This is a genomic window from Planococcus sp. PAMC 21323 (assembly GCF_000785555.1).
In the GTDB taxonomy this organism is placed as follows: Bacteria; Bacillota; Bacilli; order Bacillales_A; family Planococcaceae; genus Planococcus.
In genome coordinates this window covers 1,842,888-1,855,874 of sequence record NZ_CP009129.1, presented here as the reverse complement: position 1 = coordinate 1,855,874, position 12,987 = coordinate 1,842,888, and the positions used below count along the sequence as shown (strand labels likewise).

16 protein-coding genes are annotated in these 12,987 nt (G+C 38.2%); 12 read left to right on the top strand and 4 right to left on the bottom strand.

Annotated features, from left to right (window positions below; genetic code table 11):
• Window positions 1-107 precede the first annotated feature (107 nt).
• From PLANO_RS09440 to PLANO_RS09425, 4 genes are all read left to right on the top strand, one after another.
• Entirely contained in the window at window positions 108-317 is a 210-nt protein-coding gene (locus tag PLANO_RS09440; protein ID WP_038705428.1) for a hypothetical protein, read from the top strand.
• Window positions 318-423: 106 nt separating this feature from the next.
• The gene (locus PLANO_RS09435; protein WP_038704208.1) at window positions 424-867 is read left to right on the top strand and encodes a hypothetical protein; all 444 of its coding nucleotides are present in this window, start codon (window positions 424-426) and stop codon (window positions 865-867) included.
• A 68-nt stretch (window positions 868-935) separates the two neighbouring features.
• Window positions 936-1,130, top strand: coding sequence for a hypothetical protein (locus tag PLANO_RS09430; protein ID WP_038704207.1), 195 nt, complete (start codon window positions 936-938; stop codon window positions 1,128-1,130).
• Window positions 1,131-1,211: 81 nt separating this feature from the next.
• On the top strand, window positions 1,212-1,943 hold the full coding sequence (locus PLANO_RS09425; RefSeq protein WP_038704206.1) for a class I SAM-dependent methyltransferase: 732 nt from the start codon (window positions 1,212-1,214) through the stop codon (window positions 1,941-1,943).
• A 293-nt stretch (window positions 1,944-2,236) separates the two neighbouring features.
• On the opposite strand, the gene lexA is transcribed toward PLANO_RS09425, so the two are convergent.
• Window positions 2,237-2,857 carry a transcriptional repressor LexA gene (gene lexA / locus PLANO_RS09420; RefSeq protein ID WP_038704205.1) on the bottom strand — a complete coding sequence of 207 codons (621 nt, stop codon included), beginning with the start codon at window positions 2,855-2,857 and terminating at the stop codon, window positions 2,237-2,239.
• Window positions 2,858-3,022: 165 nt separating this feature from the next.
• Between lexA and yneA the strand changes: the two genes are divergently transcribed.
• The 6 genes from yneA (at window position 3,023) to PLANO_RS09390 (ending at window position 7,146) form a co-directional block, all read left to right on the top strand.
• Window positions 3,023-3,340 (top strand): cell division suppressor protein YneA, encoded by a 318-nt coding sequence (gene yneA / locus PLANO_RS09415; RefSeq protein WP_038704204.1) that lies wholly within the window; start codon window positions 3,023-3,025, stop codon window positions 3,338-3,340.
• Window positions 3,337-3,990, top strand: a complete 654-nt coding sequence (locus PLANO_RS09410) for a YneB family resolvase-like protein (RefSeq protein ID WP_038704203.1) — start codon at window positions 3,337-3,339, stop codon at window positions 3,988-3,990. The genes yneA and PLANO_RS09410 overlap by 4 nt, the downstream gene beginning before the upstream one ends.
• 58 nt (window positions 3,991-4,048) lie before the next feature.
• The gene (locus PLANO_RS09405) at window positions 4,049-4,282 is read left to right on the top strand and encodes a DUF896 domain-containing protein (protein WP_008430945.1); all 234 of its coding nucleotides are present in this window, start codon (window positions 4,049-4,051) and stop codon (window positions 4,280-4,282) included.
• 87 nt (window positions 4,283-4,369) lie between these two features.
• Window positions 4,370-6,373 (top strand): transketolase, encoded by a 2,004-nt coding sequence (gene tkt, locus PLANO_RS09400; protein ID WP_038704202.1) that lies wholly within the window; start codon window positions 4,370-4,372, stop codon window positions 6,371-6,373.
• A gap of 130 nt (window positions 6,374-6,503) precedes the next feature.
• Window positions 6,504-6,746: a YneF family protein gene (locus PLANO_RS09395; RefSeq protein WP_038704201.1), complete on the top strand. Its 243-nt coding sequence runs from the start codon at window positions 6,504-6,506 to the stop codon at window positions 6,744-6,746.
• A gap of 118 nt (window positions 6,747-6,864) precedes the next feature.
• Window positions 6,865-7,146: a hypothetical protein gene (locus tag PLANO_RS09390; protein ID WP_038704200.1), complete on the top strand. Its 282-nt coding sequence runs from the start codon at window positions 6,865-6,867 to the stop codon at window positions 7,144-7,146.
• A 28-nt stretch (window positions 7,147-7,174) separates the two neighbouring features.
• Here PLANO_RS09390 and PLANO_RS09385 read toward each other — a convergent pair whose 3' ends face one another.
• Together PLANO_RS09385 and PLANO_RS09380 are read right to left on the bottom strand one after the other, a co-directional pair.
• The gene (locus PLANO_RS09385) at window positions 7,175-8,155 is read right to left on the bottom strand and encodes an alpha/beta hydrolase (RefSeq protein WP_038704199.1); all 981 of its coding nucleotides are present in this window, start codon (window positions 8,153-8,155) and stop codon (window positions 7,175-7,177) included.
• 12 nt (window positions 8,156-8,167) lie between these two features.
• Entirely contained in the window at window positions 8,168-9,067 is a 900-nt protein-coding gene (locus tag PLANO_RS09380; RefSeq protein ID WP_038704198.1) for a hydroxymethylglutaryl-CoA lyase, read from the bottom strand.
• An 81-nt stretch (window positions 9,068-9,148) separates the two neighbouring features.
• On the opposite strand from PLANO_RS09380, the gene PLANO_RS09375 reads away from it, so the two are divergent.
• Together PLANO_RS09375 and PLANO_RS09370 are read left to right on the top strand one after the other, a co-directional pair.
• A complete protein-coding gene (locus tag PLANO_RS09375) occupies window positions 9,149-10,333 on the top strand; it encodes an acetyl-CoA C-acetyltransferase (protein WP_038704197.1) in 1,185 nt (394 codons plus the stop codon).
• A gap of 13 nt (window positions 10,334-10,346) precedes the next feature.
• On the top strand, window positions 10,347-10,556 hold the full coding sequence (locus tag PLANO_RS09370) for a DUF3886 domain-containing protein (RefSeq protein WP_038704196.1): 210 nt from the start codon (window positions 10,347-10,349) through the stop codon (window positions 10,554-10,556).
• Window positions 10,557-10,617: 61 nt separating this feature from the next.
• Here PLANO_RS09370 and PLANO_RS09365 read toward each other — a convergent pair whose 3' ends face one another.
• Window positions 10,618-12,951: an S-layer homology domain-containing protein gene (locus PLANO_RS09365; protein ID WP_038704195.1), complete on the bottom strand. Its 2,334-nt coding sequence runs from the start codon at window positions 12,949-12,951 to the stop codon at window positions 10,618-10,620.
• Window positions 12,952-12,987: the final 36 nt, after the last annotated feature.

The window sequence follows — 12,987 nt, the reverse complement described above, 5'->3', positions numbered from 1 at the left end:
ATGTTGATTTAAAAAGGTAATAATATAATGTAGACCACTAATTTAATAACTCGTACTGAATTTTCCTTTTTATACACAAAAGGAGGATTTTGTGGGAGGGGATTAAATTGAGGAAGATACAAGGGCTATCAAAGTTAGTAAGTTATTTGGAGTCAGTAGGTTACCCTATGGCTGCTGATGAGATTACAGATTTGATGACAAGAAGAAAGATACCACACCGCCGAGCTTATCAAGATATCATTATATTTAATTTAGAACATATTGACTGGTGGATTGCTGAACAGCGGAAACAACAACTAACTGAACAGTCGAAATAACCGAAAGTCTCGGATTCCTTTTTAATGGAATTCGAGACTTTTTTGGAAAGTTTATACACTTTAATGTCTATACTGTTATAATAATAGAGAAAAGGGGAGGTTGACGATGCGCTTTTTAATGACAATCATTGTTTTTTTAATATTTTTTTCATTTGCTGGTATAGGTGTGTATGTCATCGGACCCGATCTGTCAGCAGAACGTTTAGTTTTAGAAACTACTGAAAAACTGAAAAACAGTGATCAGATGGACAAAGTATTAGAATATGTAGAAAACGATCCGCAAACGATTAACTATATAGAAGCAGCTCAAACGTCAGAAAATCAAAAGCATAATGATGCAAGTAGCAGTCTAGCTTTTGAAACAACTGAAGATGCTGCTCAAACATTAGTGAAAAAAGTAGGAATTAAAAATTTAGTAAATATGAAGTCTAAAGTGGAGGATGGAACAATGTCTCCAGAACAGATTATCCAAAAACTAGAAGAAGATTTAAATGAAGAAGAGATGTTAGCTCTTAAAGTAATTATTCTTAAAGAATTCTCTAAACAATAAAATCTTAACTATGTTAAACTAATTCAAAAGAAAAGATGTAACGCAAATAGATTAAAGGAGGCCATTACATGAAGATGTTTCGAGTAGAGTTTAATTTTGATAAAGAAAATACATTCACTCATCATGTTCAAGCCGCGGATAAAGAATCGGTATTAAGTCAGATTCCGTCGAATGGTACTTACGAAGTTTCAGATAAAGAAACTGGAAATATTTTTCGTATTACAATTAATTTAGTTAATTATATAAAAGTCAGCGAGTTGTAGAAGTATTTTTCTATTATGAGCTGCACAAGGTGTTGCTCAAGCAACATCTTTTTTTGTGAAAAAAATTAAGGGGGAATTGCGTTGGAATTCAAAGGTTCAAGTGTTTATGAGGAAAAAGATTTTTTGTCGAATTATTTTAAAAGAAGAAATCGAGTGGATAGTCCGAATAATAGTATTGAAAAACCTGTTATGTACGACTTAATGGGAAGTATTCAAAACCAACAAATACTAGATTTAGGTTGTGGAGATGCACAATTTGGAAGAGAGTTACTAGAGTTAGGTGCGCTGCATTACCACGGCGTAGAGGGATCTGAACAAATGTATAGATTGGCGTATCAAAACTTACTTGGACTTCAAGGGACGATTATAGAGTCCACGATGGAATCGTTTGAGTTTCCACAAGCAGCATTTGATCTTGTCACTTCTCGCTTAGCAATTCATTATTTAACAGAGGTAGAAGATTTATTCCGCAAAGTTCACAATAGCTTAAAGCCTGGTGGGAAGTTTGTCTTTAGTGTTCAACATCCTTTAACAACTTCTTCTTTTGACAGCAAAAAGACAGGTGAAAGGAGAGGGAATTGGATAGTAGACGACTATTTTAGAGAGGGCGAGCGACATGAACCATGGATAGATAAAATAGTTGTTAAGCATCACCGAACAATCGAAAGTTACTTTGCTTCTTTAGCAAAAGCTGGATTTACGATTACTGGACTTCGAGAAGGAATGCCGAAACCTCAAGATTTCCAAGATGCTGAAGAATACGAACGAAGAAAAAGAATACCTGTGATTTTAGCGTTTAGTTGTCTTAGGTAATAAAGTGTTTGTTTACATAATAAAAATATAGAAAATTTGGCATCAGAAAATTTAAAAGAATAGGAGTTGGAATGAGTTTATTCCAGCTTCTATTCTTTTTGTTATCTGAAAGTAGCTATCCTTCTACCGCATTATGAGACTGCAAGGCATGTTCCGAATGCTTGTAACGATGTATGCCCGGATAACTGGCTCTTGTAAGATGCAGCCTTTAAGAAGTCTTTTCTAAAAAACTGTAGACGACTCGGAAGCGAGTCGTCTACAGTTTAATTAAATTTTATCAAGATTTAATTATTTTAGTGAATTTGACGATACACGCCAACGACTTTACCTAATATGGAAACTTGATCAACAATGATTGGATCCATAGAAGAATTTTCTGGCTGCAAACGGAAATAATTATCTTCACGGAAGAAACGTTTAACAGTTGCTTCGTCTTCTGCGGTCATTGCGACAACAATATCGCCGTTATTTGCAGTTTGCTGTTGTTTTACTATTACATAATCTCCGTTTAGTATTCCAGCTTCAATCATACTTTCACCCATAATTTCTAGCATGAAAATATGGTCATCTTCTGTTCCATAACTTTGCGGGAGCGGGAAATATTCTTCTACATTTTCAATGGCTGTGATCGGCATACCTGCGGTTACTTTACCAATTAAAGGTACGTGTAAAACTGGGCTTTTATCAATTAATGCTTCATCAGTGCTAATAACTTCTATAGCTCTTGGCTTAGTAGGATCACGGCGGATAAGGCCTTTACTTTCAAGGCGTGCTAAGTGACCGTGAACGGTCGAACTGGATGCTAGACCAACTGCCTCACCAATTTCGCGTACGGAAGGCGGATAGCCTTTTAAGCGGACTTCTTCTTTTATGAATGTCAGTATGTCTTCTTGACGTTTAGATACTTTTTTCAACCGTTTCACCTCATTTGAGTAATTCTACTTGATTTCTACCAATAGTATACCAACTCGGGCAATGAAATGCAAACATAGGTTCGAATTTTATCGTTGACAAAAACACCTGTTCGCATTAATATGAGAACATACATTCCGAACACTTATTCTCAGGAGGCGATCTAGATGACAATCATCCGACAAAATTCATATCTTATCTTTTTCTTTGCTTTAATAATGGTATTTACTTTTTACGTAATTTTGACTCATAATACGGATAGTGCACAAACTAGCCAGGTGACAATAGAGGAAGGGGATACACTTTGGACTTTAGCTGAATCTTTCAGTGGTTCAACTCCCCATCATGAATGGATTGAGGAAATTATGAAAGAAAACAATCTTTCGACTGCAAAAATTATTGCTGGACAATCTCTTGAAATACCCAGTGACCAATTAAACTTTGTTCCAGATGAGACAAAAATATATGCAGGTGATTCTGAATGAAGAAAAACGCTTTTATTTATTGCCGTGTCAGCACGACTAAAGACACGCAAGAATCTTCACTTGAAAGACAAGAAGAAGAATTGATGAAGTTTGCATTTCAACAATCCTATAAAGTAGATGGTATTTTCACCGATCAACATAGTGGATACGAAATGGACCGTGACGGTTTATTAGAGATGTTAAACAGCATTAAAACTGAAAAAGTTGAAGCCGTGTTTATACAAGATGAAACTCGGCTAGGTAGAGGTCACGCACGTATAGCACTTTTACATGTGATGAAAAAATACGATGTAAAAGTATATACATTGTCAGATCAAGGACCCATTGCATTAAACGATATGGACGACATGGTTCTAGAAATATTAGCGATCGTTGAAGAATATCAGCGCAAAATACATAATGCCAAAATTAAACGTGGCATGAAACGCGCTGTGGATAATGGCTACAAACCAGAAAGAAATTTAAAAGGCAAAGGGAATCCTGATGGACGAGAACGCCTAGATTTACCGATCGATCAAATTGTGAACTTAAAGTCAAGTGGCTTAACTTTTAGTGAAATTGCTGTAACGCTCCAAGGGTTTGGCTATCAGGCAAGTAAAGCTACAGTACATCGCCGCTTTAAAGAATATGAGAGACTAATGAAAGACTAAACCATTGCAGAAACCCAACTTTTTTTGTACGATATGAAAAGAAGAAAGGTGGATGTGTATGTTATCACCAGACAAATTAAATCGCATTAATCAATTGTCACGTAAGTCTAAAACAGAAGGTTTATCAAAAGAAGAAGCAAAAGAACAGTCTGCTTTGCGTCAAGAGTATTTGCAAACATTCCGCAAGACGATGCGCGGTACAATTGAAAATGTAAAAGTGATTGACCCTGAAGGAAACGATGTAACACCCGAAAAGGTCAAAAATATTCGAGAGAATAAGTATTTGAATTAAATACTTATTCTCTTTTTCATTGTATTCTTTCCTATAGTTGACTAAACTAGAATAGGATTAAATTTTTGTTTGAGAGAGGATGTTACTATGTCAACCCACGCAGATCAACTTGCAGTAACAACAATTCGTACGCTTTCCATCGATGCTATTGAAAAAGCAAATTCTGGTCATCCAGGATTGCCAATGGGCGCAGCTCCAATGGCGTATACATTGTGGACGAAACACATGAACCATAACCCGAAAAATCCGGATTGGTTTAACCGTGACCGTTTTGTGTTATCGGCAGGACATGGTTCCATGCTTTTATATAGCTTGCTTCATTTAAGCGGTTATGGTTTGGAAATGGACGAAATCAAAAACTTCCGTCAATGGGATTCAAAAACACCGGGTCACCCGGAATTTGGTCACACAGTAGGCGTTGAAGCAACAACTGGTCCACTTGGTCAAGGAATTGGCATGGCAGTTGGTATGGCAATGGCTGAACGTCATTTAGCGGCTACATACAACAAAGAAGGTATGAATATCGTCGATCACAACACATTCGCATTATGCGGAGATGGTGATTTGATGGAAGGTGTTGCTGGAGAAGCAATTTCTCTTGCTGGTCATTTGAAATTAAATAAATTAGTAGTACTTTATGATAGCAACGACATTTCATTAGATGGACCACTAGGTAAAAGTTTTTCCGAAAACGTTCAAAAACGTTTTGAGTCATATGGCTGGAATTACTTGCGCGTAGACGATGGCAATGAAATGGGTGATTTGTCTGAAAAAATTGCACAAGCTAAACAATCTTCAGACAAACCAACATTGATCGAAGTTAAAACAGTAATTGGTTATGGTTCTCCAAACAAATCTGGTAAAGCTGATTCACACGGAGCACCACTTGGTGAAGATGAAATGAAATTAACAAAACAAAACTACGCGTGGACTTTTGAAGAATCATTCCACGTACCAGAGGAAGTTTATGAAACTTTTGAACAAGCTACTCAAGAATTGGGAGCAAAAGCTGAATCTGAGTGGAACGAATTATACGCTCAATATGAATCAGCACATCCAGAACTAGCTGAGCAATTGCAAATGGCAATTCGTGGTGAACTTCCAGAAAACTTTGATGCAGAATTCCCAACATACGAAGCTGGGAAGAAACAAGCAACGCGTGCTTCATCTGGAGACATGATTAATGCAATCGCTAAAACGGTTCCTTCATTCTTTGGTGGTAGTGCTGACCTTGCTGGATCTAACAAAACAAACATTAAAGGTGGAGGCGACTTTGACGCTGAACATCCTGAAGGCCGTAATATTTGGTTTGGTGTTCGTGAATTCGCAATGGGAGCTGCATTAAATGGTATGGCACTTCACGGGGGCCTTCATGTCTTTGGTGGAACGTTCTTCGTCTTTAGTGACTATGTTCGTCCAGCAATACGTTTAGCTGCTTTAATGGGCCTTCCTGTAACATATGTGTTCACGCATGACAGTGTAGCTGTAGGAGAAGATGGTCCAACTCATGAACCGGTTGAACATTTAGCTTCTCTTCGTGCAATGCCAAACTTGAGCGTTGTTCGTCCTGCAGATGCTAACGAAACAAAAGCGGCATGGCGTTTAGCGTTAACAGCTAAAACGACACCAACTTTACTTGTTTTGTCACGTCAGGATTTACCGATTTTGGAAAATAGCGGTGAACTAGCTGAAGCTGGCGTTGAAAAAGGTGCTTATGTGGTGTCACCTGTTGAAAATCCACAAGCATTATTACTAGCGACTGGATCTGAGGTTAGTTTAGCTGTAGCCGCACAAAAGCAATTGGCTGAAGAAGGCATCAACGTTTCTGTTGTTTCAATGCCATCTTGGGATCGTTTCGAAAAACAAGACAAAGAATACAAGCAATCTGTTATTCCAAAAACTGTTAAAAAACGCCTAGCGATTGAAGTGGGTACTTCATTCGGATGGGATCGTTATACAGGTGACGAAGGCGAAATTCTAGCAATCGATCGTTTTGGTGCAAGTGCGCCAGGCGAACGCATTATGGAAGAGCTTGGATTTACTGTCGAAAACGTAACAACTAAAGTGAAAAACTTAATTAACGAACAGTAAAATGAGGAATGGGAGCATTTATGGCTCCCATTTTTTTATTATTTTGCTACTTATAGTCATACTTCTTTTTTTATAGTATAATCCATTGTGGTGCACTACTTATTTACGCAACACGAAGGAGGTAACAAGAATGGATACATGGATCTGGATCGTAATCGTTATCGTGGCTTTACTCGCAGGTGTTGCACTTGGATTCTATATCGCTCGTCGATATATGATGAAATATTTGCAAGATAATCCACCAATCAATGAAGAAATGCTACGAATCATGATGATGCAAATGGGACAAAAACCGTCTCAGAAAAAAATCAATCAAATGATGACTCAAATGAATAAAGCATCAACTAAACCAGAAAAAAAAGCTAAAAAATAAAAAGTACTCTTCGGAGTGCTTTTTTTATTTTGTCTCCATTTGTACTTACATTTAACGATAACGGGTATTAAAGGGGTAAATCCGTGTGTTCTCGTTAAACTTAAAGGAGGAATGCAAAATGGCAGAACGTGAAGAGTTGAAGTTCTATATGCCCGTTATTGAAGAAGATGAAAAAGAGGCGGGAAAATTTCATCTAGAAAATGAAAGTATTAGAAAAGCCTTTCCGATTTCATTGGATAAGATTCAAGAATTGGTGCAAGATATGACAGATTACAATTTGGATACGATCGAACTTCATGTAACAGGCATTGTCAAAAGCGGTCCCATCACCGAGTTATTTATTGGTATAGAAGGGCAGGCAGGCATGAAATTAATTTTAAATCGAAACAAAGAAACATAAGAAAAAGCACTCCGCGGAGTGCTTTTTCTTATGTTTTATATGTTGCTAAAGTAGCTGAAGAAGATATGGGTGTAGCTTCTTTTTTAGGTGTTAATAATCCGTACTTCATTAAAAATTCAGCAACGGTTTCTTCATATTCTTCTGGGTTTTTATTAAAAGACTGTGCGTGGGCACCTTCTGAAAACATCTTTAACTCTTTTGGACCTTGTTTTAATGCGAAAAGTTCTTCGCTCATTTTAGGTAAAACAAAATCATCGTTAATGCTGTGTATAAAAAGTACAGGATTTTTAATATTTTTTATAGTTTCTCGTGGTGACACTGTAGCAATGGAATAACCATCACGCATTTTCATGAAAAGACTTGCGAGTCTCAATGCTAAAGTCGTGCGTAATGGCGTCGTTGTTCTCATGACATGTAAAATTTGTTCGGATATATCGGAATAAGCACAATCTGAAATATAAAAATTGGCCGTATCTTCCATACCACCGTATAAAAGAGTGGTAGCTGCGCCCATGGATTCCCCATGTATGCCATAAAACAAGTTAGGTCCTACGTGTAACTCGAGAGCTTTTACGACCGCTTTTAAATCCAATTTTTCAAAATGGCCAAAACTGGTTGTTTTTCCACCTGAATCGCCGTGTCGTCTGTGATCGTAAACGACCGAGTTAAATCCTAAGTGTTCGAACATCCGAGCAAATCTAAATGAGTTGACTTTTGATTCAGTTACACCATGGCAAATGATAACGTAACGATTAGTATCATGAGGTTCTAAAAAAATGGCTTTAATCGGGTAACCGTTATCTGATTCAATCCACTGTTCGCTTTTTGGTACTTTTGCATACCATGCTTCGTCATAGCGTTTAGCTGTAATTTCTCTTTCTAAAATCAATTGATCATCTTTTTTCTTTACATACATGAGTCGGTTACTGGCGATAATTCCTACGATGGTAGCGGATGCTGTCAAAAAACTAGAAACAATTGCTGAAGTCCAGATTAATCTTTTCTTCATAGCGTAAGCTCCTTAAGATCGATTTTTGTATAATGTGTACATGCCTGTAGTTATTGAGTTTGTCACATACGGTTCTATTTTTTCAATCGCTACACAAAGTAAGTCTAGATCTATTCCTGTTTGAATATCCATACGGTGTAACATGTTAATGACGTCTTCTGTCGCCACATTGCCTGTTGCTCCCGGAGCGAAAGGACAGCCACCCAAACCACCTGCAGAAGTATCAAAGCGTGTTACGCCTGCTTGCAATGCGGAAACAATATTAGCTAACGCCATTTTACGCGTGTCGTGGAAATGTGCTGTCATTAACACTTCTGGAAATTCTTTAATGAGCTTTTTAAATAAGTTATAACTTTCTTGTGGATTAGCCATTCCAATGGTGTCTGCCACACTCAATTCATCGATACCCCAATCGACAAATTCACGACAAAGGTCAATAGTCGCTTCAGGAGAAATCGCTCCTTCAAAAGGACAATAAAACGCTGTAGAAATACAGGCGCGTACAAAAACATGATGTTTTTTCAATTCAAGAATGAGTGGCTTTAAAGCTGCCATACTTTCTTGTGTTGTTTTATTAATATTTTTTTTATTGAATGTATTAGAAACACCTACGAAAACAGCGAGTGATTGTGCACCGGATTCAAGAGCGGCGTTAATCCCACGCTCATTGGGCGTTAGTACAAATTGTCGGCCCAGTTTTTTTGCCCTGGCGACTATTTCTTTTGAATCTGCCATTTGAGGCACCCATTTTGGCGAAACAAAGGACGTTAATTCCATTTCTTGGATTCCTGCATTTTGCAAAGCGCTAATAAATTGAAGTTTATCCTCTGTTCCAACAAGCTTCTCTTCATTTTGGAGACCATCTCGTGGCCCAACCTCGATAATCGTGGCATTCTTTGGTAAACTGAACATAGTATCCCCCCTATTATCTATTGTATAGAGGAGTGGGATAAAAGAGCAACTAGCAAACAATCATTCAAGGGGGAAAAATTCATGTCACAAGAAATCGTTATTGTAAGCGCTGTCCGAACTGCAGTAGGTTCATTTCAAGGGTCTCTTAAAGATGTTCCAGCAACAAAACTTGGGGAAATCGTTATTAAAGAGGCGCTAAAACGTGCGAGCATTCAACCTGAGCAAGTGTCAGAAGTTATTATGGGGAATGTGCTTCAAGCGGGACTTGGTCAAAATCCGGCTCGTCAAGCATCAATTAATGCAGGACTTCCAGAATCTGTTCCAGCTATGACAATTAATAAGGTTTGTGGCTCTGGATTAAAATCGATTCAATTAGCTTACCAAGCGATTTATGCAGGGGATGCAGAAATTGTGGTAGCTGGCGGAATGGAGAACATGAGTCGTGCGCCTTACTTAATGGAAAATGCCCGCAGTGGTTTCCGCATGGGAGATCAAAAAGTAGTTGATAGCATGATTACTGACGGACTAACATGTGCATTCAACGATTATCACATGGGCGTTACAGCAGAAAACTTATGTGATCGATATGATATTACAAGAGAAGAACAAGATAAATTCGCAGCACGTTCACAAGCGCGTGCAGCAGCAGCAATTGAATCAGGTCGTTTTGACGACGAAATTGTGCCAGTGGAAATTCCTCAGCGTAAAGGCGATCCAATCATCTTTAAGACTGATGAGTACGTGAAAAGTAGCTCTAACGAAGAAAAACTAGCAAAATTGCGTCCAGCATTTAAAAAAGAAGGCAGTGTAACAGCCGGAAATTCATCGGGCATTAACGATGGTGCGGCAGCAGTTGTGGTAATGTCAAAAGCCAAAGCACAAGAACTAGGTCTGACGCCACTTGCAACAATTGTAGCTAGTGGAACAGCAGGGGTGGACCCGTCTATCATGGGAATTGGTCCGGTACAAGCTGTGAAAAATGCGTTGACTAAAGCGGATATGTCACTTGGCGATATCGAGTTGATCGAAGCTAATGAAGCCTTTGCAGCTCAATCAATTTCAGTTGATCGCGAACTAGAATTTAACCATGATATTTTAAATGTTAACGGGGGAGCAATTGCCATTGGTCACCCGATTGGTGCTAGTGGTACACGAATTTTCGTAACGTTATTACATGAAATGATGAAACGAGATGCGAAAACAGGTCTTGCAACTTTATGTATAGGTGGCGGTCAAGGAATCGCAACAATCATTAAACGTCCATAAGGAGAGAGCACCCGTGGCTAAAAGAAAAGAAGAATCTACCGGTTTATTTTCAGAAGATATGCTATCGAAATTGAAAGAAACGAAAAAAGATTTACTCAAAGAAGAACAAAAGCTAGAAGAAGAAAAAGAAGCGCAGCGTTTATTTGAGCGTAAAGAACGAGAAAAGAATTTGTCGTTTGCAGAATTATTAGAACGTCACGGCGATAAAGGAAATAAGTTCTAATATGAATTATTAATATAAAGCACAAGAAAGGAGCCTGCAAATGCAGGCTCCTTTCTTGTGCTTATTGTTTTTTAGTGTAAGTTAATGCTCTGTCCATAAATACTGCAAACTCGGCTCTAGTAACATCCGCTTTAGGATTAAATTTGCCATCAGGCGAACCAACTGTGATACCGGCAGCGTATAATGCATCAATATATGGATCAGACCATCCATTTGGATCAACGTCTGGGAATTTATGTGACCCTTTTGCATTAATATCAAATGCTACAACTAATACCTTCGCCATTTCTTGGCGAGTGAGCATACCGGCTGGGCGGAATTTATTGTCGTAACCTTCAACAATTCCAGCTTGTTGAGTTGCCATAATTGGTTCGAAATATTTATACCCTACAGGAACATCGCTAAATAGTTTGTAAGGTGGTTTGCTTTTCAGTTCTGGTATAGCACGAGTAAACATTAATGAAACATGCTGTCTTTCAATGCTATTTCTCCATTTAAACGTTTTGTCTGGGTAACCTTGAATAATTCCTTTGCCAGCCATACGTTCAATAGCTTCATATGCCCAGTCGGGTTTTTCAGGTGTAACGTCTGGGAATGTAGGTTTAGTTGGTTCTGGCTCCGGCTCTGGATCAGGTTCTTTTACGCCAGTCGTAAACTGGTAAACTGGGGATTTTTCACTTTCGCCAGCAGCGTTGATCATGTTTATATACCATTGGTAGTTTGTTTTTTCGCTAAGACCTTTCCATTGAACGGTAGCTTTGTCGCCTGATTTCACATTTTTAACTTGGCCAATCGCTTGATCGGTATAGATATTGACAGCTAAGTAATCAGTTTCAATTTGTCTTGGGTTTGGTTTAGCTTCGACATCAGCTAAATCAAAATTAGCAGTAAAGCTTTCTTTCGCTGGATCAAACTGATCAAAATCGTAATCGTTTAAATATGGAGAATACGTAACAAAATCCAATGTTTCGTCAGTTGGATCAAATGTTAACAAACGTAGGTAACCTTGTCCGCGGTCAGGAGCAGTGTTGCCTTGGTAATTACCTAACACTTCTAATACTTCCCGTTTAGAACCGTCTTCATTTGTTACATCTTTTACTCGGTAATTTGAACCGTGGTGATGGCCGCTAAGCACCATTTTGACGTTGTTATTCGGATTAACAATTTCTCGGCTTACAGTTCTGGCCTCATCTGTTACATATTGGGCTAAAGAGTTGATATTTTCGTGCATGCCAAGAATAGCGTTGCGATTTTCGTATTGTTTAAGCACTTTATTAGCCCATGCAACAGTTTCAGCAGAACCGTTAGTGCCAAAACCAAGATAAAGGAAGATAAAATCGTGGTCTCCAAATGAGAACAAATCATAATGGTTTTGATTTTTATCATTCATAGATCCACCGAACCAAGGTTTGTCTTGGAAGCGATACAGTCCAACATATCTTTCGAAAATTGTATAATCGTAAGTATTGTTAAGCGTGTCGATAGAAACATCATGATTTCCTGCGAGAACACCATAGGGAATATTAGCTTCATCCAAGCGGTCAAAGTTTTTATTGGCAACTTCCCATTGATCTGGTTTATCCACTTGGTTGACTACGTCACCAGTGTGCATAGCATATTCAAATGTTTTGTTTTTAAATTCTTTAATCATCCAGTCAGTCATAGAAGTCCAAACATCAGGAAAGTCTTCAGCGTAATATTGCGTGTCAGAAAACCATAACATCGTAAAGTCTTCATCTTTAGAATTCGTTACAGTACCAGAGTCATGGACCATTGCTTGGACTTTTCCGTCCTTAACAAATCTTTCTTTATCGATTTCGGCTGACAAGACAATTTCGTTGCCTTTTGAATTACCTTCTTGTTGGCTCAAAGCAATCCAGCTATTGGCTTTGTAATCCCATGCAGATAAGTTTGCTAATCCGTTTGCAAGTGTTTTACCTTCCCAGTAAATCTCGATAGCATTTCCGGCAGCCATATCTTTAGATACATCAACAACAAAGCGTTGAGATGGGAAACCATTACTACTTTTCGTAAGGGCAGTTTTATTATCATTTTTGGCGATTGCATCAATTTTTTGGTCCGTTAAAGGAGTAGAATTTGTTGGGATACTTGAAGAGAGAGGGTTCTCAGCAGCATCGTTTTCAAATCCCGTCATGTTATTGCTACTAGCGAAGTCATACTTAAATCCTTTTTTAAAGTCAACGGTGTTAATAGCAGCCCCTGTAGAATCTTTAACGATCGCTTCTAACGTTGGATTCAAACTGACATCTGTAGCATAATCAGCGGGTTTGACATTACTCGGTTCTTCAAAGCTTGTAGCTGCTAATGGTGCTAAACTAGCATTTGTTAGGACTAATGTTAATGCAGCTGCAGTAGTAAAAATCTTTTTTATCATTTTTCATCCTCCTTTAATGGGTATTGCATACAAAAA